The sequence below is a fragment of the Variovorax soli genome (assembly GCF_031454625.1).
Taxonomy (GTDB): domain Bacteria; phylum Pseudomonadota; class Gammaproteobacteria; order Burkholderiales; family Burkholderiaceae_C; genus Variovorax; species Variovorax soli_A.
In genome coordinates, this window is the sequence record NZ_JAVDRF010000003.1 from 564,522 (window position 1) to 586,863 (window position 22,342).

A 22,342-nucleotide genomic window follows, 5' to 3' on the forward strand; every position below is an offset into this window, starting at 1 on the left:
TGCGGCTACGGCGCCGATGTGGATCGCGGCAACAAGGCCGGCACCAGCGGCCGGCTCAGCCGCTTCACCCACCACTGCAGCGCCTGACCCTTGGCGCCCGTCTTCCACGCCAGCCAGAAGGCTTCGGGCGCGCGGGGCTCCTCGATCTGCAGCGCGACCAGCGTGCCGTGCGCCAGCTCGCGCTCGATGCACGCGCGCGGCAGGAAGCCGTGGCCGAGGCCGGCCACCTGGCAGGCGATCTTCGCGGTCATCGACGGCACGGCGATGCGAGGCTGGCCGGCCATGAGGCCGACGGTGCGGTCCGACAGACTGCGCGCGCTGTCGCCGACCACGATGGCGTTGTGCTCCAGCAGGTCGCCGCGCTGCAGCGGACGGCCCACGCGGGTGAGCGCATGCCCGGGCGCCACGCAGAACACGAAGTCGAGGCTGCCCACCTGGACGGCCTGGTAGCCGCCGCCGGCCGGGCCTTCCCCGGCGGCGATGACCACGTCGGCGCGCGCCTCGCGCAGTGCTTCCCAGCTGCCGGTGAGTGCCTCGCAGCCGATGCGCAGCCGCGTGCCGCAGCGCAAGGCCTCGAAGGCGCGCACGTCGTCGATGAGCGCCTGCGTCGGGATCAGCGAGTCGTGCACCAGCCGCAGCTCCGACTCGAAACCGGTGGCGATCTGCCGCATGCGCGATTCGAGCTCGCTCGCGGCCTCCAGCAGCCAGCGCCCCTCCCTGAGCATCTCGCCGCCGGCGGCGGTGAGCGTCACGCGCGGCCCCTTCCGCTCGAAGAGCTGCATGCCGAGCTGCTCCTCGAGCTTGCCGACCGCGTAGGAGATGGTGGAGGGCACCTTGTTCAGGCGCGCGGCGGCGGCCGCGAACGAGCCGTGGCGGTCGATGGCATCGACCGTCTCGATGGCTTCCAGGCTGAGCTTGAGCACGCAACGCTCCTTTCGACGATCCATGTTCGACAGATTCGATGATAGGGGCCAAAATGTTTCGCCAATTGGCCCCGCACAAAGCCCGATGATTCATGCCGGCCCTTGGAGATGACTCCGAGCCTCATTGTGAATTCAATCGAATTCGAACTTTCCCACCCCCTTCATCGCGGAGTCCCTTCATGTCCATCAAAGCCACCCCTACCGCCGGCGCCAAGCTGCTCACGCCCAAGGACCACACGCTGGTCATGATCGACTTCCAGTCGCAGATGGCCTTTGCCACGCATTCGATCGACGCTGTCAACCTTCGCAACAACGCCGCGCTGGTGGCGCATGCCGCGGCCGGCTTCGGCGTGCCGACCATCCTCACGACCGTGGCCGAGAAGAGCTTCTCGGGCCCGATGTTCAGCGAGATCACCGACGCGTTCCCGGGCCAGAAGATGCTCGACCGCACCTCGATGAACACCTGGGAAGACGCGGCCGTGATCGACCGCGTGAACGAGATCGGCAAGAAGCGCATCGTGTTTTCCGGCCTGTGGACCGGCGTGTGCATCGTGGGGCCGGCGCTCTCGGCACTCGACCAGGGCTTCGAGGTGTACGTGATCGCCGACGCCTGCGGCGACGTGTCCGCCGAGGCGCACAACCGCGCGATGGATCGCATGGTGCAGGCCGGCGCGCAGCCGATGACCTCGCTGCAGTACCTGCTCGAGCTGCAACGCGACTGGGCCCGCACCGACACGTACGAAATGACCACCGGCATCGCCAGGAAGCTCGGCGGCGCCTACGGCCTGGGCGTGACCTACGCCAAGACCATGTTCGGCGCGCACGAAGGCTGAATCGGGCGGTGAGCACGAACATGAAGCCCTACGTCCTGTCGCTCGCGCTCGGCCTGCTGGTCGGCGTGATCTACGCACTGTTCCAGGTGCGCTCGCCGGCACCGCCGGTCATCGCCCTCGTGGGGCTTCTCGGCATCCTGCTCGGCGAGCAGATCCCGCCGCTCGTCAAGAGCATGATCAGGCCCGACGCTGCGGCCACCTCATGGCTGCAGCACCAGGTGAAGCCCCATGTGTTCGGCGAGCTGCCGCAATGCACCCGGGCCGCCGGGACGGTCGAGGCCGCCGCCATCACCGAACGCAAGGCGTCATGAGCGATCCCTTCGACGAACGGCGCCGCCGGTTGTGCCTCGGCACGCTCGGTGCAGCCCTTGCCGGGACGGCAACGTCTCCCTCCAACGCGCAAAGAACTTCCGACATGACAGGCTCCGCCATCCCCGACCTGATCCTGCACAACGGCCGCTTCACCACGCTGGACCGCGCCAACCCCACCGCCGGCGCCGTGGCCATCAAGGACGGCCGCTTCACGCGCGTCGGGCGCAGCGAAGAGGTGCTGCCGCTGGCCGGCGCCGGCACCCGCGTGATCGACCTGCAGGGCAAGCGCGTGCTGCCGGGGCTGATCGACAACCACCTGCACATCATCCGCGGCGGCCTCAACTACAACATGGAGCTGCGCTGGGACGGCGTGAAGAGCCTCGCCGATGCCATGGGCATGCTCCGCCGCCAGGTCGCCAACACGCCCGCGCCGCAATGGGTGCGCGTGGTGGGCGGCTTCACCGAGCACCAGTTCGTGGAAAGGCGCCTGCCCACCCTGGCCGAGCTGAACGCCGTGGCGCCGGACACGCCCGTGTTCATCCTGCACCTGTACGACCGCGCGCTGCTCAACGGCGCCGCGCTGCGCGCCGTGGGCTACACCAGGGACACGCCGGCGCCGCCCGGCGGCGAGATCGTGCGCGACAGCGCCGGCAACCCCACGGGGCTGCTGCTCGCCAAGCCCAACGCCTCCATCCTCTACGCCACCCTGGCCAAGGGCCCCAAGCTGCCCTTCGAGTACCAGCTGAACTCCACGCGGCATTTCATGCGCGAGCTCAACCGGCTCGGCGTGACCGGCGCGCTCGATGCAGGGGGCGGCTTCCAGAACTACCCCGAGGACTACCAGGTGATCCAGCAGCTGGCCGATGCCGGGCAGCTCACCATCCGCCTGGCCTACAACCTGTTCACGCAGAAGCCCAAGCAGGAGAAGCAGGATTTCCTGAACTGGACCGCCACCTCCCAGTACAAGCAGGGCGACGACTACTTCCGCCACAACGGTGCGGGCGAGATGCTCGTGTTCTCGGCCGCCGACTTCGAGGATTTCCGCCAGCCTCGCCCCGACATGGCGCCCGAGATGGAAGGCGAGCTGGAGGAAGTGGTGCGCGTGCTCGCGCAGAACCGGTGGCCCTGGCGCCTGCATGCCACTTACGACGAGACCATCGAACGCGCGCTCGACGTGTTCGAGAAGGTCGATCGAGACACGCCGCTGGCCGGCCTGAACTGGTTCTTCGACCACTGCGAAACTATCTCCGAGAAGTCGATCGACCGCATCGCGGCGCTCGGCGGCGGCGTGGCCGTGCAGCACCGCATGGCCTACCAGGGCGAGTATTTCGTCGAGCGCTACGGCGCCGGCGCGGCGGAAGCGACGCCGCCCGTAAAGCGCATGGTCGAAAAGGGCGTGAAGGTTTCGGCCGGCACTGACGCGACCCGCGTGGCCTCGTACAACCCCTGGGTATCGCTGTCATGGCTGGTCACCGGCAAGACGGTGGGCGGCATGCAGCTCTACCCGCAGCGCAACTGCCTCGACCGCGAAGCGGCGCTGCGCATGTGGACCGAGAACGTCACCTGGTTCTCCAACGAGGTCGGCAAGAAGGGCCGCATCGAGGCCGGCCAGCTGGCCGATCTGATCGTGCCCGACCGGGACTTCTTCGCCTGCCCCGAGTCGGAGATCGCCGACATCACCGCACTGCTGACCATGGTGGGCGGCAAGGTGGTCTTCGGCGCCGGCCCGTTCGCGCCTCTGGATGAAGGCACGCCGCCCGCGGCCATGCCCGACTGGTCGCCGGCACGCACCTTCGGCGGCTACGCGGGTTGGGCCGACACCGCCCACCGCGCGGAAGGCGCGCCGATGCAGAAGGTGCTGCACAAGGCGGCGGCCGCATGCGCCTGCGCCAACGACTGCAACGTGCACGGCCACCGGCATGCGACGGCCTGGAGCAGCAAGCTGCCCGTGGCCGACCTGAAGAGCTTCTGGGGCGCGCTGGGTTGCGCCTGCTGGGCGGTGTGATGGGCGCGACCGCATCACGCTTGCAACCCGGAGCCGCCCTGCGCTGGTTCGCCTTGCTGCTGCTGTGCGCCGCTTACCTGCAGGGCGGCTTCAACAAGGCCACGGACTTCGCATCGGCCATCGCCGAGATGAACCACTTCGGCCTGTCGCCGGCGGCGCCGATGGCCGTCGCAGTGATCGTGCTGGAGCTGGGTGCCGCGGCGCTCATCCTCACGGGCTTCTATCGCTGGCTCGGCGCGCTGGCGCTGGCCGGCTTCACGCTGCTGGCCACCTTCGTCGCGTTGCGCTTCTGGGAGATGACGCAGCCGGAGCGCTTCATGGCTGCCAACTCGTTCTTCGAGCACCTGGGCCTGGTCGGCGGCTTCCTGCTGGTGGCCTGGCACGACCTGCAGGGGCGCGGCCATGACTGAGTCCGTCAAGAGCGGGCAGGGCGCCACCGCGCGCGCCAGCAGCTTCGCGCCGCTGCGGCAGTCGGTCTTCGCGGTGCTGTGGGCCGCCACCGTGCTGGGCAACATCGGCAGCTTCATGCGCGACGTGGCCAGCGCGTGGCTGGTGACCGATCTCTCGGCCAGCCCGACGGCGGTGGCGCTGATCCAGGCCGCAGCCACGCTGCCGGTCTTCCTGCTGGCCATCCCGGCGGGCGTGCTGTCGGACATCCTCGATCGCCGGCGTCTCCTGATCTTCGTGCAGCTGATGCTGGCCGGCGTCAGCGGCGTGCTGCTGGTGCTCTCGCACACGGGCACGCTCACCGTCGAATACCTGATCGCGCTGACGTTCCTCGGCGGCGTCGGCGCGGCGCTGATGGGGCCGACCTGGCAATCGATCGTGCCCGAGCTGGTGCCGCGGGAGGAGCTGAAGAGCGCAGTGGCGCTGAATTCGCTGGGGATCAACATCGCGCGTTCCATCGGGCCGGCGGCCGGCGGGTTGATCCTGGCGAGCTTCGGCGCGGCCGTGACCTACGGTGCCGACGTGCTGAGCTACGCGCTGGTGATCGCCGCACTGATCTGGTGGAAGCGGCCGGCCGCGGTCGACAGCGGTCTTTCCGAGAACTTCCTGGGCGCCTTCCGCGCCGGCGTGCGCTACACGCGCGCCAGTCGCGAACTTCACCGCGTGCTGCTGCGCGCGGCCGTGTTCTTCCTGTTCGCCAGTTCGGTGTGGGCGCTGCTGCCGCTCGTGGCGCGCCAGATGCTGGGCGGCACCGCGAGCTTCTATGGCGTGCTGCTGGGCGCGGTGGGCGCGGGTGCCATCGCCGGCGCGCTGGTCATGCCGCGGCTGCGCGAGCGGCTCGACGCCGACGGGCTCGTGCTGCTGGCCTCGGTGATCACCGCTGCCGTGATGGCGGCGCTGGTGTTCGCGCCGCCGAAGTGGCTGGCCGTGCTGCTGCTGTTGCTGCTGGGGGTGGGCTGGATCATTGCGCTGACCACGCTCAACGGCGTGGCCCAGTCGATCCTGCCGAACTGGGTGCGGGCGCGCGGCCTGGCGGTGTACCTCACCGTGTTCAACGGCGCGATGGCTGCCGGCAGCCTCGGCTGGGGCCTGGTCGCGCATCAGATCGGCGTGCCCGCCACGCTGGTGGCCGGTGCTGCCGGCCTGGTGGTGGCAGCGCTGCTGTTGCATCGCGCGCGGCTGCCGGCCGGGGAGCAGGACCTGCAGCCCTCCAACCACTGGCCCGAGCCGCTGGTGACCGAGCCCATTGCGAACGACCGCGGCCCCGTGATGATCCAGGTCGAATACCGCATCCGCAAGGAAGACCGGCCGGGCTTCCTCGAGGCGATGAAGCGCCTGTCGCTGGAACGCCGCCGCGACGGCGCCTACGCCTGGGGCCTGACAGAGCACACCAGCGATCCCGAGCGGGTGATGGAGTGGTTCCTCGTGGAGTCGTGGGCGGAGCACCTGCGCCAGCACCACCGCGTGTCGCATGCCGACGCCGACCTGCAGAATGAAGCCCTGCGCTTCCACATCGGTCCCGGGAAGCCCGAGGTGCATCATTTCCTTTCGCTCTGATGTCTCCTTTGAACGGTGCGTCGAAGTCGAGCCCGCGCCTTCATTCATTTCCGATTTCCCTCCACTCCACTCCACAGGAAAACCATGACCACTCTCACTCTGCGTGACGGCACCGAGCTTTACTACAAGGATTGGGGCTCGGGCCAGCCCATCGTGTTCAGCCATGGCTGGCCGCTGAGCGCGGACATGTGGGACGCGCAGATGCTGTTCTTCGCGGAACGCGGCTACCGCACGATCGCGTTCGACCGCCGCGGTTTCGGGCGTTCCGGCCAGCCGTGGACCGGCTACGACTACGACACCTTCGCGGACGACATCGCCGAGCTGATCGAGAAGCTCGATTTGAAGGACGTGATCCTCGCGGGCTTCTCCATGGGCGGCGGCGACGTCACGCGCTACGTGGCGCGCAAGGGCACGGCGCGCATCGCGAAGCTGGCGCTCATCAGCGCCGTGACGCCGCTGTTCATGAAGACGGGCGACCATCCGGTGGGTCCGGACGCGTCGTTGTTCGCCGGTATCCGCGCCGGCCTGGTCGCCGACCGCCCGCAGTTCCTCGACGACTTCAGCACGCTGTTCTATGGCACGAACCGTCCTGGCGCCAAGGTTTCGCAGGGCGTGTTCAAGCAGACGCTGCAGATCGCGCTGCAAGCCTCCATCAAGGCCACCATCGATTGCGTGACCGCATTCTCGGAAACCGACTTCCGTCCCGACATGGCCAGGATCGACGTGCCCACGCTCGTGATCCACGGGGATGACGACCAGGTCGTGCCCTTCGAGGCGACCGGCAAGCTCGCGGCCGAGATGATCAAGAACAGCCAGCTCAAGGTCTACGCCGGCGCGCCGCATGCCACCTGCAACACGCATGCCGACCAAGTGAACGCCGACCTGCTGGCGTTCATCAAGGGCTGACGACAAGGTCGCCCGTCATCGCGACGCTGAACGAGTCGACGAACGGCGGGCTGACCTCCATGTGCCGGGCGGCACACGGGCATGCATGCGGCTGCGGGGTTGACCAGGGCCCCGCATTGTCAGATTCTTGACAGTCGAGCACCAAGCGCAGGTCTACAGTGAGGCCCGACCCACTTCGAAGGAGACCCATGAACGCCAACGCACCGTCCGAAATCCAGAAGCTCGTCTCCGCCGAAGAATGGCAGCTGCGCGTGGACCTCGCGGCCTGCTACCGGCTGGTCGCCCTGCACGGCTGGAGCGACCTCGTCTTCACCCACATCAGCGCGCGCGTGCCGGGGCCTGAACACCATTTCCTGATCAATCCCTATGGACTGATGTTCGACGAGATCACCGCATCGAGCCTGATCAAGGTCGACCGGGATTGCAACAAGGTGATCACTTCGCCGTACCCCGTCAACCCCGCCGGCTTCGTGATCCACAGTGCGGTGCACGCGGCGCGGCCGGACATCCAGTGCGTGCTGCACACGCACACGCGCGCCGGCATCGCGGTCAGCGCACAGAAGAACGGCGTGCTGCCGATCAGCCAGCAGTCGACCTTCGTACTGGCCTCGCTGGCCTACCATGACTACGAGGGCGTGGCCTTCCGCGACGAGGAGAAGCCGCGCCTGCAGGCCGACATGGGCGAGGCCAACTTCCTGATGCTGCGCAACCACGGCCTGCTCACGGTGGGCAAGACCATCGCCGATGCCTTCCTCTCGATGTACACCTTCGAGAACACCTGCCAGATCCAGATCGCCGCCCAGGCGGGCGGTGGTGAACTCACGCAGGTCGATCCAAGGATCGTCGAGGGCGTGGGCCAGGCGCTGAAGGTGCAGACCGGCGGCCTCGGCGGCGCCTTCGTCTGGCCTGCGCTGATCCGCAAGCTGGATCGCGTCGACGACAGCTACAAGCTGTAGAGCTTCGCGCGCGGACGGAGCCGGAGCCCCCGCGGAGCTTCCGGCTCAGCCTTGCCAGGCCGCGCCCTGCAGCGCGAGCAGGCCGGAGCGGCCGGGGACGCTGCCGAGCGCGAGGCGGTGGCGCGGCAGCGTCTCGGTGCTGCGCGCGCCGTGCAGCGCGCCCAATGCGACGAGCTCGTGCCCCTGCGCGCGCCAGCCGGCGATCAGGCGCTCGAAGACATCGCGCAGCTTCATGCCCTCGAGTTCGGCGTGCAGCGTGTAGACCTGGTCCTGCGCTGTCCGCTCGGTCCGTTCCAGCAGGTGCTGGTGCACGTTGTCCGCCGTGGTGCCGTCGACGCCGATGAGTTCGTCCAGCGTCGGCAGGGTGGTCGGGTACTGCGGCGGTCCGAGGGCAGTGCCGTCGTCCGCCACCGGGACGAAGGCATGGCTGCCGCGCGTGTCGGAGGCGAACTCGATGCCCAAAGCCGTTTCTGCTCGCGCCGCCGCCGGATTGAACTGCCAGCCCGCGGCGCCGTGCAGCCGGGCCGGGGCACCGAACACCTCGGCATGACGCTGCAGCGCCCGGCGCATCTCGCGCTCGGCCCAGGCGTCGTCCCGGCTCAGCAGGCGGTCCTGCCAGCGCACGTGGTCCCAGCAATGCACGCCCACTTCGAATCCGGCGTCGCGAACGCTGCGCAGCGTGGCGGCTTCGCGGCGGCCGATGTCCGGGCCCGGCAGCAGCACGCCATGCAGCAGGGTGCGCAGGCCATAGTGCTCGAGCACCGAGGTGCGCGAGACCTTGCCGAGGAAGCCCGGGCGCAGCACCCGCAGGATGGCGCGGCCGGTATGGTCCGGTCCCAGGCTGAAGAGGAAGCTCGCGCCGCAGCGCTCCGCCGCCAGCAGGCGGACCAGGGCAGGGACGCCTTCTCGTGTGCCGCGCCAGGTATCGACGTCGATCTTCAGTGCGATCCGCGCCATCGCCCTCAGGCTTCCAGGTCGGCGGCGGCCGCGGCCTGGTCGCGGTAGTAGGCGAACATCTCGCGCAGTGCCTCCGGCATCCCGACGGTGGGCTTCCAACCCAGGTCGGCGGTGGTGCGGCGGATGTCGGGCACGCGGTACAGCACGTCCTGGTAGCCGCTGCCGTAGTAGTCCGCCGACGCGATGTCGACCAGGTCCACGGCGGCCGCCGCGTCGCGGTATTCGGGCAGGGTGCGCGCCAGATCCAGCATCATCTGGGCGAGCGTGCGGATCGACAGGTTGTTGTCCGGATTGCCGATGTTGTAGATCTTGCCGTCGGCGATGCCGCCCTCGTTCGCGATGATCTTGACCAGCGCCGAGATGCCATCGTCGACGTAGGTGAAGGCGCGCTGCTGGCTGCCGCCGTCGACCAGCCGGATCGGCTCGCCGCGCACGATGTGGCCGAGGAACTGCGTGAGCACGCGGCTGGAGCCTTCCTTGGGCGCATGCAGGCTGTCCAGCCCGGGGCCGACCCAGTTGAATGGCCTGAAGAGCGTGTAGCGAAGCCCCTCCTGCTGGCCGTAGGCGTGGATCACGCGGTCCATCAGCTGCTTCGCGCAGGCGTAGATCCAGCGCGGCTTGTTGATCGGGCCGTACACCAGGTGGGAGGACTCGGGGTCGAAGCTCTCGTCGCTGCACATGCCGTAGACCTCGCTGGTCGAGGGGAAGACCACGCGCTTGTTGTAGCGCACGCACTGGCGAACGATCGGCAGGTTGGCCTCGAAGTCGAGCTCGAACACGCGCAGCGGCTCGCGCACGTAGGTCGCCGGCGTCGCGATCGCGACCAGCGGCAGTACCACGTCGCATTTCTTCACGTGGTATTCGATCCACTCCTTGTTGATGGTGATGTCACCTTCGAAGAAATGGAAGCGCGGGTTGTCGAGCCAGGGCGCAACGCGGTCGGACTGCATGTCCATGCCGTGCACCTGCCAGTCGGTGCGCTCCATGATGTGGCGCGTCAGGTGGTGGCCGATGAAGCCGTTGACGCCGAGGATGAGGACTTTGAGCATGGTGTTTGCTTCGGAGGAGAAGAAGAGAGGTTCAGGCGTCCGCCGGGACCCAGCGTCCCCGAAAGATGCCGTCGAAGTTGCGGGCCGTCAGCGGCTCGGCGCTGCCGTCGCGCTGCGCTGCGAGCACGCGCAGCGCGCTGCCGTCGGCCGCGATCAGCCACAGCGAATCGCCCTCGCGGAGGAGCCGCAGCCCGCTGCCGGGCGCACCGGCCGGGGCCGGGGCCGGCAGGGTGCGCGTGATGAAGACGGTCTGCCCTTGCAGCCGGAGGAAGGCGGGCGGGTAGGGCGGCGCGAGCGCGCGCACCAGGTCGTGGATCTGCCGGGCTCCCGCATCGCCGGGAATGCGCCCGTCCTCCGGTTTGCGCCCGCCGAAGTAGCGGCCCTGCGACAGGTCCTGGGGGCGCTCCACCGCGGTACCGTCGAGCAGTGCGGGCAGGCTGCGCGCCAGCACGATCTCGGCCGCGACCGTCACCTTGCCGAACACCTCGCTCGCCGTGTCGTCGCGCAGGATGGGCACGGCGCACTGGTCGACGATGGCGCCGTTGTCGGGCTTTTCGTTCATCCGGTGCAGAGTCGCGCCGGTCTCGCGCTCGCCATGGATCACCGCCCAGTTGACGGGGGCGCGCCCCCGGTAGCGCGGCAGCAGGGAGCCGTGCATGTTGAAGGCGCCGCGCCGCGGCAGCGCGAGCCAGTCGCGCTTCAGCATCTGCCGGTAGTAGAAGGAAAACAGGAAGTCCGGTTCGGCCGCGCGCGCGGCGACGAGCAATGCCGGGTCGTGCGGGTCCGCGGGGGTGACGCAGTGCAGCCCGTGCTCCGCGGCGACTGCAGCCACGCTGCGGAACCAGATCGTCTCGCCCGGCGCGTCGGCGTGGGTGACGACCAAGGGGACCTCGACGCCCGCATCGAGCAGCACGCGCAAGCAACGCACGCCGACGTCGTGGTAGGCGAAGACGATCGCGCGCGCGGGACGGTTGCGGTTGCCGCTCACCGCTCGCGCTCCAGGATGGCGCTGACCTGGTAGCGCGGTCGCGCCCGCACTTCCTGGTACATGCGGCCGATGTACTCGCCGAGCAGGCCGATGCCGAAGAGCGCGAGCCCGACCAGCAGGAACAGCAGCGCGAACAGGGTGAACAGGCCGCCCTCTTCGGGGCCGAGCACCAGGCGGCGCGCAACCAGCAGCACGAACAGCGCGCCCGAGAGCAGCGAGACGACGATGCCCAGCATCGAGAAGGCCTGCAGCGGCACCACCGAGAAGCCGGTGACCAGGTCGAAGTTGAGCCGGATCAGGCTGTAGAGCGAGTACTTGGATTCGCCGGCATGCCGGGCCTCGTGGCCGACCACCACCTCCGTCGGGTTCTTCGCGAACTGGTAGGCCAGCGCCGGAATGAAGGTGTTCATTTCGTTGCACTGGTTGATCAGCTGGACGATGTCGCGGCTGTAGGCGCGCATCATGCAGCCGTGATCGGTCATGACGATGCCGGTCAGGCGGTAGCGCAGGCCGTTCATGGCGCGCGAGGCCCAGCGGCGCCAGGCGGCGTCCTGCCGGTCGCGGCGGATGGAGCCCACGCAGTCGTACCCGAGGTCCATCGCCTCGACCAGCAGCCGGATGTCCTCCGGCGGGTTCTGCAGGTCGGCGTCGAGCGTGACCACCCGCGCGCCTCGGCAATGCTCGAAGCCCGCGAGGATGGCGCGGTGCTGGCCGAAGTTGCCGTTCAGCAGGATCACGCGGGTGACGTCGGGCCGGCGCTCGAACTGCGCGGCCAGCAGCGCGGCCGAGCGGTCGCGGCTGCCGTCGTCGATGAACACGATCTCGTAGTCGACGGCCAGCGCGTCGAGCGCCGGATAGAGGCGTTCGAAGAGGGCGGACAGGCCGGCCTCCTCGTTGTAGACCGGGATCACGACGCTCAGGGACCGCCCCTCGGCGTATTCGAGCGGCGTCGCGCTCGCGATGGAGGGGGCCTCGTTGATGTTCATCGGACCTCCTTCAATCCAGCGCGGCAACCGCCGCCGCGACGGCCGTGCACACGCGGTCCACGTCGGCGTCGTCCATGGCCGGGAACAACGGCAGCGTGACGGTGCGTGCGCCGATGTCCTCGGCCACCGGGAAATCGCCGGGGGCATGGCCGCGCCGGCGGAACAGGGAAAACAGATGCATGGCAGGGTAGTGCACGCCGACGCCGATGCCCTGCTCGCGCATCGCGGCGATGAAGTCGCCGCGGCGCGCTGCCAGCCGGCGCGGCAAGAGCGGCTGGAACATGTGCCAGTTGCCATGCTGGGCGGCATCGTCGGGCGGCAGGTCGAAGCCGAGCGAGGCGTCCCAGCGCGCAAAGTAGCGCTCGGCGAGCGCGCGCCGCCGCGCGGTGAATTCGTCGATCCGGCGCAGCTGCCCGAGTCCGATGGCGGCAGCCACGTCGGTCAAATTGGCCTTGCTGCCCCAGTCCTCGACGTCCATGGTGCCGTCCGGCAGGCGGGCCACACCCTGCAGCCGCAGCTTCTCGAAGCGGCGGGCTTCCACCTCGTTGTTGAGCACCAGGCAGCCGCCCTCGGCGGTGCAGAGGTTCTTGTTGGCATGGAAGCTGAACGACACCAGGTCGCCGAAGCTGCCGATCTCGCGGCCGCCCCAGCGGGCGCCGAAGGACTGGGCAGCATCCTCGATCACGCGCAATCCGTGCCGCCGGGCGATGGCATCGAGCCGGTCGCGATCGACGGGCAGGCCGGCCAGGTCGACCGGAATCAGCGCGCGCGTGCGCGCGGTGATGGCGCGCTCCACCAGCCGCAGGTCGATGTTGCGGGTGCTCGCCTCGGCGTCGACGAAGACCGGCGTCGCGCCGACCGCCAGCACGACGTTGGCCGTCGCCACCCAGCTCAGCGGCGTGGTGATGACTTCGTCGCCCGGGCCGATGTCGCACAGCCGCAGCGCCAGCTCCAGCGACGCGGTGCCCGAGTTGACCAGCCGCACCGGCCGGCCGTTCAGCCGCTCCGACAAGGCGGCCTCCAGCTCCTGGCAGCGCGGCCCGGTGGTGATCCAGCCCGAGCGCAGCACCTCGCCCACCTCGGCGATGGTGCGTTCGTCGATGAGGGGACGGGTGAAGGGGAGGAAAGGTGCGGGGGTCATGGGGTCAGGTTCTCACGACGCGTTGCGGTGCGAGTCTCCTCGAACGGTCGGGCGGCCGCGCGGGGGCTCATGAACGGTTTCCGCTGTTTGCCACCAGCAGCACGCCGATGATGATGACGCCGATGCCCAGCCAGCGCTGTGCGTTGACGGCTTCGCCGAAGAGCCACCAGGCCAGCGCCGCGTTGACGACGTAGCCGATCGAGAGCATGGGGTAGGCGATGCTCACGTCGACGCGCGACAGCGCGATGATCCACACCACCACGCTCACGACATAGCAGGCCAGCCCGCCCAGGATGCCGGGGTGCTGCGCCAGCCCCAGCGCCGTGCGCCAGAGGGCGGGAGCACCGGCCGAGAGCACGATCTCGCCGCTGCTCCTCGCGCCGGCCTTCAGCAGCAGCTGGGCTGCCGCGTTGAGCAGCACGCCGCCGAGGACCCACAGGAAGTCGAGTGCTTTCATGGCTTGACGACGACGACGCGCCGCGGGTCCTGGAACACGATGCGCATCGGCAGGCCGCGCTGGTGCAGCTCGACCCAGGCGAAGGGGCTCATGTAGGCCGCCGCATGGGGGAGTGAATTCCACTGTGCGACGAAGCCATCGAGCGTCGGGATCCACCGCGCGGGCTCGCGCTGTTGGCCGAGGGCGAATTCGTCCTCGAAGTCCACCAGCACCACGTCGCGCTGGAGGTAGAAGGGCAGGGTCTGGTCATACGCACGCACGGAGAAGACAGGGGTCTGCGGGGTGATCAGTGGCCGCAGGACGGCGGCGATCCCCGCCGCACTCTTGAGCTGGCCGTAGGCGTTGTGTGCCTGGAGCACCACGGCGGTGGCCGTCACCTGGCTGAGCGCCAGGCTCAGCACTGCGGCAGTGATGCGCCGCCGGCCCAGGCACCACCAGCTGATCGCAAGGCCGACCAGCATGAGCGCGGCACCGATGCGCAGGGCCGAGGCCAGCGGCGCCAGGACTTCCGCAGGCGACAGGATCGAGACGAAGCGGGCGCTTTGCGTGGAAGCAAGCGCCGCAAGCCCCCAGACCAGCGCCGGGAACAGCAAGTGCCGGCGCAAGGTGCCGGCTTGCGCATTCCGCAGCTGCATCGCGACCAGAAGGGCCAGCGCCGGGAACATGGGCAGGATGTAGGACGGCAGCTTGGAGCCCGACGCGCTGAAGAAGAGGAGCACGAAGACGCACCACGCCGACAGCAGGTGGCGGGGCGCGATCGCGGCCTCGTCGCTATCCTTGCGCAACAGCCAGGGCAGGGCGCCTGTCCAGGGCAGCATGCCGAACAGCACGAAGGGCAGGTAGTACCACCAGGCGCCTTCGCGCTGGTGCACCTCGGTCAGGTAGCGCGCGAAATGCTCGTGGATGAAGAAGAAGCTCGCGAAGCCGGGATTGCGCAGCGACACCAGCACGAACCAGGGCGCGGTGATGGCCAGGAAGATGAAGAGGCCCGAGGCCCAGTGCAGGCCCCGCCACAGCGATGTGTCGCGCCGCCACAGGCTGACCAGCACCAGCACTGCGCCGGGGATGACGATGCCGACCAGCCCCTTGCTCAGGACGGCGGCGCCCATGGCCGCCCAGGCGAGCCAGATCCAGCGGCGGCGCTCGCGCGCGTCGGGTTGGCCGCTGTTCGCCAGCAGCACGGCGCACAGTGCCAGCGTGAGGAACAGCGTCAGCCCGGCATCGAGCGTGAGGAAGTGGCTGTTGACCTGAATCCAGGCCATGGAGGCCGCGATCGCCAGCGCCCGCACCCCGGTTTCGCGGCCCCACAAGCGCGCGGCGGTGAAGCCGACCACCAGCACCGTCAGGAAGCCGGCCAGGCCCGGCCACAGGCGAGCCGAAAACTCCGAGACGCCGAAGCTCAGGAAGGACAAGGCCCCGATCCAGTACTGCAGCGCCGGCTTCTCGAAGTAGAGCAGGCCGTTCAGGCGCGGGGTCACCCAGTCTCCGCTGCGCGCCATTTCCAGCGCCAGCGTGGCGTAGCGCCCCTCGTCCGGGTGGATGAGCGAGCGGGTGCCGAGAGTGCCGAACCAGATCAGGCCGAGCAGGACCAACAGCGCCGCTGCGGTCCAGGAGGCGAGGTCATGGGAGCGTGCCGCGGCATGCGGCGTTGCGTGAGGAACGGGCGGCAGCGCAATGGCGGCGTGGTCCTGACGCCGGCTGGCGACTGACTTCATCGATCTAGGCAACCAAGGGATCTGGGAGAGCAACCCTCGAATCTACCTCATGCGGCTGAATAAGGCGTGAAAGGCCCGATGGGCCTCGCCGCCGGAGAGCCGGTGCGCGCGCATTCTGTGGGGGCCGATTTCGGGGCCCGCCCGGCCGATCGCGGCGCTCAGCCGTTGCGGAACAGAAAGCTGTAGGCATTGAGCGCCGGCACGCCGCCCAGATGCGCATAGAGCACCTTCGAGCCTGGCTCGAACTCCCCGCGTCGCACCTTGTCGATCATCCCGTGCATGGACTTGCCCTCGTAGACGGGGTCGGTGAGCATGCCCTCCTGGCGGGCGCACAGGCGGATGGCTTCCAGCGTGCCCTCGTTCGGCAGGCCGTATTCGGGGCCGCCGTAACGCGTGTCGAGCACCACGTCGGTGTCGGCGATGTCGCGGCCCAGCTCCACCAGGCCGGCGGTGTTGCGCGCGATCCGGAGGATCTGCTCGCGTGTCTGCTCGGGCTTGGCGGAGGCGTCGATGCCGATGACCCGCTGCGCGCGTCCGTCGGCGGCAAAGCCGACCACCATGCCGGCCTGCGTGCTGCCGGTGACGGAGCAGACCACGATGTAGTCGAACTTGAAGCCGAGCGCGGCCTCCTGCTCGCGCACCTCTTCGGCGAAGCCGACGAAGCCCAGGCCGCCGTAGGGATGTTCGGAGCAGCCTGCGGGGATCGGGAAGGGCTTGCCGCCGGCGCGGCGCACGTCTTCCATGGCCTGCTCCCAGCTCGGCCGGATGCCGATGTCGAAGCCGGCCGCGTCCAGGCGTACGTCGGCGCCCAGGATGCGCGACATCTCGATGTTGCCCACGCGGTCGTAGACGGCGTCCGAGTAGTTGACCCAGTTCTCCTGCACCAGCACGCACTTCATGCCCAGGTGGGCCGCGACGGCGGCGACCTGGCGAGTCTGGTTCGACTGGATGCCCCCGATGGACACCAGCGTGTCGCAGCCCTGCGCGAGCGCCTCGGGGATGAGGTATTCCAGCTTGCGCGTCTTGTTGCCGCCGAACGCGAGGCCGCTGTTGCAGTCTTCGCGCTTGGCGTAGAGCTCGACCTTGCCGCCCAGGTGCGCGCTCAGGCGCTTCAACGGCTGGATCGGCGTCGGGCCGAAGGTCAGGGGATGGCGGGGAAAGCGCTGGAGTTGCATGGCGGTGGTTCTCGAGGTGATGACGATGCATCGTAGGAAAAAGGCGGATTCACAGGGTTGCGAAGATGGGCATGCTCGCGCACGATCGAGCCTCGATGAACCATCTATCAAGGGATCGATTGCACAATGGCCGCATCTCGCGCAACAAAAGTTCGTCCACGCCCTGAGGCGCCCGTTCCGCCCCTGCCCGGGCTCGATCGCACCGACAGATCGATCCTGCGGGCGCTGCAATCCGACGCGTCGATCTCCAACGTGGCATTGGCCCACAAGGTTCATCTGAGCCCGCCGGCCTGCCTGCGCCGCGTCGATCGCCTCAAGCGCGCGGGGCTGATCGATGCGACGGTGGCGCTGCTCAATCCGCAGGCCCTCGGCGCCGGCATGCTGGTGATGATCGGCGTGGTGCTCGACCGCTCGACGCCGGAGTCATTCAGCGCGTTCGAGAAGGCGGCGGCGAAGATCTCCGGCTGCATGGAATGCCATGTGGTGACCGGCGAGTTCGACTACTTCATGCTCGTGCGCACGCGCGACGGCGAGAGTTTCAATCGCCTGCATGCCGAGCAGCTGCTCTACCTGCCGGGCGTGCGGCAGATCCGTTCTTTCATCGTGCTCAAGCAGGTGCTGTCGACGACGCAGATTCCCTTGTGATCGGGAAGGCGTCGGCCAAGACCACCGCCATGCTGCGCTTCAGAGCTGGTCCGTCGGCACGAACCAGGAGAACAACAGCAACTGCAGCCGGGTCAGGAGGCTCGACTCGGGCTCGTCGTCGAGCACCTCGTTGACTTCGTCGCCGGTGCCCACCCATTGCACGTTCTCGCCGTCGGGCTTGAGGACGACGCGGTAGACGCCCTCGGCCGCATCCAGCGAATAGGCGAACAGCAGGGCGTGCGCGAGCTCGAAGCTCTGCACGCGCACGCCGAACTCGGTGTTGAGCCGCTCCGAGCGCGGATCGAGATTCATGGAGCCGAGCAGCACCCACTCGCGGTCGATCAGGGCCAGCTTGGCATGCAGCCGCCCGCGGGCCTGGCGCAGCAGGCGGCGCAGCTGCGGATTGCGCTTGAGCTGGCGGGTGCTGACTTCGAGCAGCTCCACGCCTTCCTTCAGCATCGCGACGCGGTAGCGGTTGTAGTTGACGTTGACCAGCGGCTCGTCGCTGTCCGCCAGCGAGTTGGTGACGACCGTGATCTTGATGCCACGGGCGCGGGCCGCGCGGATGCGCGCCATGCCTTCGTCACCTGGGATGAAGTAGGGCGACACGACCAGTACCTGCGACTTCGCGGTGGACGCCAGCGTCGCGTAAAAGTTCTGAGCCAAGGTCTGTGTACCGGGTGGCCGGATGCCGAGCGCCTTGTTCGGACTGTCCGCCATCGCGTGGGCTTCGGCGCGTATCCAGTGCAGTTCGCCGCGCGCCAATTGCACGGCCAGGCGCGGCTCGCCGAAGACATCGGTGTCCGGCGGTGCCGGCGGTCGCGGCGCATCGCGCTCGGAGGTGGCGGCGTCGAAGGCGGCGATCAGCCGGTCCGTGGGCTGCGCCGCGCCCGCCACGCGCTGCACCGGGTAGACCACGTCGCTGTTCCAGTAGCTGTCGAAGGCGCGCGCGGACTCGGCCACCACCGGGCCGGCCATCAGCAGCTCGAAGTCGATGAAGTTCGCGAGCTCGCTGCGCAGGAAGTACTCGTCCGCCAGGTTGCGGCCGCCCGCGATCGCGAGGGCGCCGTCAGCGATGAAGAGCTTGTTGTGCATGCGGTGGTTGAGCCGCCGGAAATCCGTGAAGAAGTCCAGCCAGCGCGTCGTCATGTGCTCGCGCCCGTTCGCGAAGGGATTGAAGAGGCGCACTTGCGCCTTTGGCTCGGCCGCGAGCGCCAGCAACAGGGGGTCGAGGCCCGCAGTGTAGAAGTCGTCCAGCAGCAGGCGAACCCGCACGCCGCGGCGGGCTGCGTCCCGAAGCTCGCGCAAGATCAGCCGGCCCGTCTTGTCATTGCCGAGCTGGTAGGTCTGCACGTCGAGCGAGGCCTGGGCGCGGCGGATCAGCTCGAGCCTGGCGTCCAAAGCGAAGTTGGCCTGCGGCAAGGGACGCACCGCGGAGAGCGCGCCGGCCCCGCGCGCGGATGCGGTCACGCGGCCGAGTTCGGTGGCCGAGGAGGCGGGCATCGCCGCTTCGGGCGCCGGCGCCTCGGGGGGCGGCAGGCTGGCGCAGCCGGCGGCCAGGGCGGCGAGGGCGATCGCGGCGCAGCGCAGGCGCAACAGCAGGAAGCGGACAAGGACGGAGGTCATCGGGGCATCGCGTCGCACGGGAGCGGGCGCAGTCGGAGCGCATCGTAGCCGCGTTCGCCGCGGCCAAATACGCGGGCGAGTCGAGGGGAAATCGTTTCAAAGTCAAACAATCGCTCAATAGAATGCGAATCACTCTCAATTGCATAACGGGGCGGAGATTTGACTTCCAGCTTTTCCAAGCGGCGAAAGGCCGCATCGCTTCTGGCGGGGACGATGGCCCTGTCCACTTCATCGATGGTGCTTGCGCAGACCGGCAGCGGCGGTGCCCTGCCCGAGGTGCGCGTGGACGCGAGCGCCGAGCACGAGACCGCCACCACCTCGGTGATCGGCTACCGCGCGAAGAATGCCGCCACGGCGACCAAGACCGATACCCCGCTCGCAGAGACGCCCCAGGCGGTGACCGTGATCACGCGCGACCAGCTCGTCGACCAGGGCGCCACCAACCTGCAGGACGCGCTCACCTACGCCGCCGGCGTGCGCTCGGACGCCTACGGCCTCGACGCACGCACCGATTCGTTCCGCGTTCGCGGCGCCTATCCCGACGTCTACCTCGACGGCCTGCGCCAGGCCTACGGCTACTACACCAGCACCACCCGTACCGAGCCCTACACGCTGGAGCGCCTCGAGGTGCTGCGCGGGCCCTCGGGCATGCTGTTCGGATCGGGCACCGCGGCCGGCATCGTCAACATGGTCAGCAAGCGGCCGCTGCAGGAGACGCAACGTGAAGTGGGCGTGCAGCTGGGCAGCTGGAATCGGCGCCAGCTGCAGGCCGACTTGGCGGGCCCGCTGACTGCCGACGGCCAATGGTCCTACCGGCTGATCGCGGTCGCGCGCGAGGCCGACACCCAGGTCGACTTCGTGCCCGACGATCGCAAGCTGATCGCCCCCTCGCTGACCTGGCGCCCGAACGCGGCCACCTCGCTCACGCTGCAGGGCCTCTACCAGAAGGACAAGAGCGGCACGACCTCGCAGTTCTTCCCGTGGGAGGGTACGCTTCTGCCCAATCCCAACGGCCGCCTGCCGGCCAGCCGTTTCATCGGCGAGCCCGGCGACTACTACGACAGCGAGCGCAAGTCCCTTGGCTGGCTGTTCGAGCACAAGTTCAACGACACTTTCACCTTCCGCCAGAACTTCCGCCACGCGCAGAACGAGAACGACAACAGCTACCACTGGGCGGATTCCTTCACCATCCCCGGCGGCTGGGGCGCCGATCCGGTGGGCAAACGCATCCTGTCGCGCTACCTCGACAGCTCGCTCACGCGCAACCGCATCGACACGCTCGACAACCATGTCGAAAGCCGCTTCGGCACCGGCGCGCTCGGGCACACACTCCTGCTCGGGGCCGACTACCAGCGCCAACGCGAGAACGTATGGTCGGGCATCGCCACCAGCGAGATCGATGCCTATGCGCCCCTCTACGGGAATCGGGTCGAGCCGGAACGCACGGCGCGGCCGCGGACCACGCAGCGCGCGATCGGTGTCTACCTGCAGGACCAGATCAAGCTGGGCAACTGGAACTTCATCGCCGGACTGCGCCACGACCGCGTCGTTGCCGGCGCCGAGGGCAGCGAGGACGCCAGGGCCAGCGCGACCAGCAAGCGCTTCGGCGTGCTGTATGCCTTGCCGTCGGGCTGGTCGCCGTACCTGAGCTATGCCGAGTCCTTCACGCCGCAGTCGCCGCGCGAGGGCCGGGTGTTCGAGCCGCTGCGCGGCGAGCAGTGGGAAGTCGGCGTCAAGTACGAGCCCGCCGGCCGCAGCCTCGCCTTCAACGCCGCGGTCTACGATTTGCGCGAGAAGAACCAGATCGCGCAACCGATCCCCAACGTCTATACCCAGCTCGGCCAGACCAGGACGCGCGGCGTCGAGCTCGAGGCCAAGGGCTCGGTCACGCCGAACCTGGAGGTCACGGCCCACTACAACTACACCGACCTCGACCCGCAGCTCGAAGGCCTGCCGCGCCATCAGGCGGCCGTGTGGACCCGGTACCGCTTCACGATCGCGGGCGTGCCGGGCTTCTCGGCCGGCGCGGGCGTGCGCCACATGGGCGCCTTCCGCGACGTCTCCTTCGGCGGCTACGGCCCACACATCCCGAGCGTGACGCTGCTCGACCTGGTGTTCGCCTACGAGACCGCGAAGTGGCGCTATGCGCTCAACATCAACAACGCGACGGACAAGGCGTACTTCAGCACCTGCCTCGCGCGCGGCGACTGCTGGTGGGGCACGCGCCGCAACATCGTGGCCAGCGCCACCTATCGTTTCTAGAACGGAGGAACCCTCGCGATGAACAGCCGACGAGTCAAGGCCTGGGCGTGGGTGCACAAGTGGAGCAGCCTGGTCTGCACCGTCTTCATGCTGCTGCTGTGCATCACCGGTCTGCCGCTGATCTTCCACCACGAGATCGGTCACCTGCTGGGCACGGAAGTCGAGGCGCCCAAGATGCCGACCGACACGCCGCGCGCCAGCCTGGATCGCGTGATCTCGGTGGCGCACGCACTGCACCCCGAACGCGTGGTGCAGTTCGTCTCGCAGCCCGAGGACGACGACGGCCTCTGGTTCGTCACCCTCACGCCCACGCCCGCGCCCACCGAAGACTTCAAGTCGGTGGCGGTCGACGCCCGTACGGCCCAGGTGCTGGCGCAGCCCAAGTTCGACGAAGGCTTCATGTGGGTGATGCTCAAGTTGCACGTCGACCTCTTCGCAGGGCTGCCTGGCAAGCTGTTCCTGGGCTTCATGGGCCTGCTGCTGCTGGTCGCCATCGTCAGCGGCGTGGTGCTCTACGCGCCCTTCATGCGCAAGCTGGAATTCGGCGCGGTGCGGCGCGAGCGCCGCCCCCGGCTCAAGTGGCTGGACCTGCACAACCTGCTGGGCATCGTGACGCTGGTGTGGGCCTTCACGGTGGGTGCCACCGGCATGATCAACACCTGGGCCGACCTGGTGATCAAGTACTGGCAGTACGACCAGCTCAGCGCATTGCTCGCGCCGTACAAGGGCCAGGCGGAGACGCCGAAGGCCGAGCGCGGCTCGGTGCAGCGCTCGCTCGAGGTGGCGCTCGAGCGAGCGCCGGGGATGAAGATCAATTTCATTGCCTTCCCCGGCACGGCCTTCTCGAGTCCGCACCACAACACGGTCTTCCTGCGCGGCAACGAGCCTTTCAGCGCGCGGCTCCTGCAGCCGGTGCTGGTCGATGCCAGGACCAACGACGTGACCGCCGCGCCCAAGCTGCCCTGGTACCTGGCCGCCTTGCTGGTGTCGCAGCCGCTGCACTTCGGGGACTATGGTGGCATGCCGATGCAGATCTTGTGGGCGCTGCTGGACGTCGCCACGATCATCGTGCTGGGCAGCGGCCTTTATCTGTGGCTCAAGCGCGGCAAAGCCGTGCCGGCGGTGGCGCCTGCGAAGGATGCAAGGCAGGGCGCTCCCAACGCCCCGAGCACACGGCCGGCGGTGGCGGCGAAGGTGGGCTCATGAAGCAGCGCCATCCCTTCTGGCGCCTGTGGGGGTGGCCCATCGTGATGGGCGTGCTCAGCGCTGTCGGCCTGGTGTCGGCGCTCTTCAGCGACGGGGGCGTGGGCGACGCGGTGGCCTGGGTGGCGCTCGGCATTCCGACGCTCGTATGCCTCTGGTACGGCAGCGTGCGCAGGCGCTCCTAGTGCGTGCCGCACTG

21 protein-coding genes are annotated in these 22,342 nt (G+C 68.7%); 11 read left to right on the forward strand and 10 right to left on the reverse strand.

What is annotated here, in order from left to right:
- Nucleotides 1-5: 5 nt before the first annotated feature.
- Nucleotides 6-923, reverse strand: a complete 918-nt coding sequence (locus J2739_RS09770; RefSeq protein WP_309900946.1) for a LysR family transcriptional regulator — start codon at nt 921-923, stop codon at nt 6-8.
- A 179-nt stretch (nt 924-1,102) separates the two neighbouring features.
- On the opposite strand from J2739_RS09770, the gene J2739_RS09775 reads away from it, so the two are divergent.
- The 7 genes from J2739_RS09775 (at nt 1,103) to J2739_RS09805 (ending at nt 7,939) form a co-directional block, all read left to right on the forward strand.
- Nucleotides 1,103-1,756 (forward strand): hydrolase, encoded by a 654-nt coding sequence (locus tag J2739_RS09775; protein ID WP_309900948.1) that lies wholly within the window; start codon nt 1,103-1,105, stop codon nt 1,754-1,756.
- 20 nt (nt 1,757-1,776) lie between these two features.
- On the forward strand, nt 1,777-2,067 hold the full coding sequence (locus J2739_RS09780; RefSeq protein ID WP_309901111.1) for a XapX domain-containing protein: 291 nt from the start codon (nt 1,777-1,779) through the stop codon (nt 2,065-2,067).
- A gap of 104 nt (nt 2,068-2,171) precedes the next feature.
- Complete coding sequence (locus J2739_RS09785) at nt 2,172-4,073, forward strand: amidohydrolase (protein ID WP_309900950.1); 1,902 nt, start codon at nt 2,172-2,174, stop codon at nt 4,071-4,073.
- Nucleotides 4,073-4,483: a DoxX family protein gene (locus J2739_RS09790; RefSeq protein WP_309900951.1), complete on the forward strand. Its 411-nt coding sequence runs from the start codon at nt 4,073-4,075 to the stop codon at nt 4,481-4,483. The genes J2739_RS09785 and J2739_RS09790 overlap by 1 nt, the downstream gene beginning before the upstream one ends.
- A complete protein-coding gene (locus tag J2739_RS09795; RefSeq protein WP_309900953.1) occupies nt 4,476-6,077 on the forward strand; it encodes an MFS transporter in 1,602 nt (533 codons plus the stop codon). Before J2739_RS09790 ends, J2739_RS09795 begins: the two co-directional genes overlap by 8 nt.
- An 84-nt stretch (nt 6,078-6,161) precedes the next feature.
- Nucleotides 6,162-6,983, forward strand: a complete 822-nt coding sequence (locus J2739_RS09800; protein ID WP_309900955.1) for an alpha/beta fold hydrolase — start codon at nt 6,162-6,164, stop codon at nt 6,981-6,983.
- 188 nt (nt 6,984-7,171) lie between these two features.
- Entirely contained in the window at nt 7,172-7,939 is a 768-nt protein-coding gene (locus J2739_RS09805) for a class II aldolase/adducin family protein (protein WP_309900957.1), read from the forward strand.
- Between the two features lie 45 nt (nt 7,940-7,984).
- Here the strand turns inward: J2739_RS09805 and J2739_RS09810 are convergent, their stop codons facing one another.
- The 8 genes from J2739_RS09810 to J2739_RS09845 all read right to left on the reverse strand — a co-directional run bounded on the left by J2739_RS09810 (nt 7,985) and on the right by J2739_RS09845 (nt 16,407).
- Nucleotides 7,985-8,896 carry a polysaccharide deacetylase family protein gene (locus J2739_RS09810; RefSeq protein ID WP_309900959.1) on the reverse strand — a complete coding sequence of 304 codons (912 nt, stop codon included), beginning with the start codon at nt 8,894-8,896 and terminating at the stop codon, nt 7,985-7,987.
- A 5-nt stretch (nt 8,897-8,901) separates the two neighbouring features.
- Nucleotides 8,902-9,945, reverse strand: a complete 1,044-nt coding sequence (locus J2739_RS09815; RefSeq protein WP_309900961.1) for a bifunctional UDP-4-keto-pentose/UDP-xylose synthase — start codon at nt 9,943-9,945, stop codon at nt 8,902-8,904.
- Nucleotides 9,946-9,976: 31 nt separating this feature from the next.
- Nucleotides 9,977-10,933 (reverse strand): formyltransferase, encoded by a 957-nt coding sequence (locus J2739_RS09820; protein ID WP_309900963.1) that lies wholly within the window; start codon nt 10,931-10,933, stop codon nt 9,977-9,979.
- Nucleotides 10,930-11,919, reverse strand: coding sequence for a glycosyltransferase (locus tag J2739_RS09825; protein WP_309900965.1), 990 nt, complete (start codon nt 11,917-11,919; stop codon nt 10,930-10,932). Before J2739_RS09825 ends, J2739_RS09820 begins: the two co-directional genes overlap by 4 nt.
- Nucleotides 11,920-11,929: 10 nt before the next feature.
- A complete protein-coding gene (locus tag J2739_RS09830; RefSeq protein ID WP_309900967.1) occupies nt 11,930-13,060 on the reverse strand; it encodes a DegT/DnrJ/EryC1/StrS family aminotransferase in 1,131 nt (376 codons plus the stop codon).
- A 67-nt stretch (nt 13,061-13,127) separates the two neighbouring features.
- A complete protein-coding gene (locus J2739_RS09835) occupies nt 13,128-13,517 on the reverse strand; it encodes a DMT family transporter (protein WP_309900969.1) in 390 nt (129 codons plus the stop codon).
- A complete protein-coding gene (locus tag J2739_RS09840; RefSeq protein WP_309900971.1) occupies nt 13,514-15,232 on the reverse strand; it encodes a glycosyltransferase family 39 protein in 1,719 nt (572 codons plus the stop codon). The genes J2739_RS09835 and J2739_RS09840 overlap by 4 nt, the downstream gene beginning before the upstream one ends.
- A 158-nt stretch (nt 15,233-15,390) precedes the next feature.
- The gene (locus tag J2739_RS09845; RefSeq protein ID WP_309900973.1) at nt 15,391-16,407 is read right to left on the reverse strand and encodes a 1-aminocyclopropane-1-carboxylate deaminase; all 1,017 of its coding nucleotides are present in this window, start codon (nt 16,405-16,407) and stop codon (nt 15,391-15,393) included.
- Between the two features lie 126 nt (nt 16,408-16,533).
- Here J2739_RS09845 and J2739_RS09850 point away from each other — a divergent pair, with 126 nt between their 5' ends.
- Nucleotides 16,534-17,052, forward strand: coding sequence for an Lrp/AsnC family transcriptional regulator (locus J2739_RS09850; RefSeq protein ID WP_309900975.1), 519 nt, complete (start codon nt 16,534-16,536; stop codon nt 17,050-17,052).
- A 39-nt stretch (nt 17,053-17,091) separates the two neighbouring features.
- On the opposite strand, the gene J2739_RS09855 is transcribed toward J2739_RS09850, so the two are convergent.
- Nucleotides 17,092-18,678, reverse strand: a complete 1,587-nt coding sequence (locus J2739_RS09855; protein WP_309900977.1) for a phospholipase D family protein — start codon at nt 18,676-18,678, stop codon at nt 17,092-17,094.
- Between the two features lie 213 nt (nt 18,679-18,891).
- On the opposite strand from J2739_RS09855, the gene J2739_RS09860 reads away from it, so the two are divergent.
- The 3 genes from J2739_RS09860 to J2739_RS09870 are packed head-to-tail and all read left to right on the forward strand — an operon-like array spanning nt 18,892 to nt 22,328.
- Nucleotides 18,892-20,940, forward strand: a complete 2,049-nt coding sequence (locus J2739_RS09860) for a TonB-dependent siderophore receptor (protein ID WP_309900980.1) — start codon at nt 18,892-18,894, stop codon at nt 20,938-20,940.
- A gap of 18 nt (nt 20,941-20,958) precedes the next feature.
- Nucleotides 20,959-22,146 carry a PepSY-associated TM helix domain-containing protein gene (locus J2739_RS09865; protein WP_309900981.1) on the forward strand — a complete coding sequence of 396 codons (1,188 nt, stop codon included), beginning with the start codon at nt 20,959-20,961 and terminating at the stop codon, nt 22,144-22,146.
- Nucleotides 22,143-22,328, forward strand: coding sequence for a hypothetical protein (locus J2739_RS09870; protein ID WP_309900983.1), 186 nt, complete (start codon nt 22,143-22,145; stop codon nt 22,326-22,328). The genes J2739_RS09865 and J2739_RS09870 overlap by 4 nt, the downstream gene beginning before the upstream one ends.
- Nucleotides 22,329-22,342 lie beyond the last annotated feature (14 nt).

What these genes read in the sequence shown, in the direction of transcription:
- J2739_RS09810 (WP_309900959.1), bottom strand. Translation starts at nt 8,896, where the DNA reads ATGGCGCGGATCGCACTGAAGATCGACGTCGATACCTGGCGCGGCACA.
- J2739_RS09800 (WP_309900955.1), top strand. Translation starts at nt 6,162, where the DNA reads ATGACCACTCTCACTCTGCGTGACGGCACCGAGCTTTACTACAAGGAT.
- J2739_RS09840 (WP_309900971.1), bottom strand. Translation starts at nt 15,232, where the DNA reads ATGAAGTCAGTCGCCAGCCGGCGTCAGGACCACGCCGCCATTGCGCTG.
- J2739_RS09795 (WP_309900953.1), top strand. Translation starts at nt 4,476, where the DNA reads ATGACTGAGTCCGTCAAGAGCGGGCAGGGCGCCACCGCGCGCGCCAGC.
- J2739_RS09830 (WP_309900967.1), bottom strand. Translation starts at nt 13,060, where the DNA reads ATGACCCCCGCACCTTTCCTCCCCTTCACCCGTCCCCTCATCGACGAA.
- J2739_RS09850 (WP_309900975.1), top strand. Translation starts at nt 16,534, where the DNA reads ATGGCCGCATCTCGCGCAACAAAAGTTCGTCCACGCCCTGAGGCGCCC.
- J2739_RS09865 (WP_309900981.1), top strand. Translation starts at nt 20,959, where the DNA reads ATGAACAGCCGACGAGTCAAGGCCTGGGCGTGGGTGCACAAGTGGAGC.
- J2739_RS09790 (WP_309900951.1), top strand. Translation starts at nt 4,073, where the DNA reads ATGGGCGCGACCGCATCACGCTTGCAACCCGGAGCCGCCCTGCGCTGG.
- J2739_RS09780 (WP_309901111.1), top strand. Translation starts at nt 1,777, where the DNA reads ATGAAGCCCTACGTCCTGTCGCTCGCGCTCGGCCTGCTGGTCGGCGTG.
- J2739_RS09815 (WP_309900961.1), bottom strand. Translation starts at nt 9,945, where the DNA reads ATGCTCAAAGTCCTCATCCTCGGCGTCAACGGCTTCATCGGCCACCAC.
- J2739_RS09835 (WP_309900969.1), bottom strand. Translation starts at nt 13,517, where the DNA reads ATGAAAGCACTCGACTTCCTGTGGGTCCTCGGCGGCGTGCTGCTCAAC.
- J2739_RS09825 (WP_309900965.1), bottom strand. Translation starts at nt 11,919, where the DNA reads ATGAACATCAACGAGGCCCCCTCCATCGCGAGCGCGACGCCGCTCGAA.
- J2739_RS09845 (WP_309900973.1), bottom strand. Translation starts at nt 16,407, where the DNA reads ATGCAACTCCAGCGCTTTCCCCGCCATCCCCTGACCTTCGGCCCGACG.
- J2739_RS09805 (WP_309900957.1), top strand. Translation starts at nt 7,172, where the DNA reads ATGAACGCCAACGCACCGTCCGAAATCCAGAAGCTCGTCTCCGCCGAA.
- J2739_RS09860 (WP_309900980.1), top strand. Translation starts at nt 18,892, where the DNA reads ATGGCCCTGTCCACTTCATCGATGGTGCTTGCGCAGACCGGCAGCGGC.
- J2739_RS09870 (WP_309900983.1), top strand. Translation starts at nt 22,143, where the DNA reads ATGAAGCAGCGCCATCCCTTCTGGCGCCTGTGGGGGTGGCCCATCGTG.
- J2739_RS09775 (WP_309900948.1), top strand. Translation starts at nt 1,103, where the DNA reads ATGTCCATCAAAGCCACCCCTACCGCCGGCGCCAAGCTGCTCACGCCC.
- J2739_RS09855 (WP_309900977.1), bottom strand. Translation starts at nt 18,678, where the DNA reads ATGACCTCCGTCCTTGTCCGCTTCCTGCTGTTGCGCCTGCGCTGCGCC.
- J2739_RS09785 (WP_309900950.1), top strand. Translation starts at nt 2,172, where the DNA reads ATGACAGGCTCCGCCATCCCCGACCTGATCCTGCACAACGGCCGCTTC.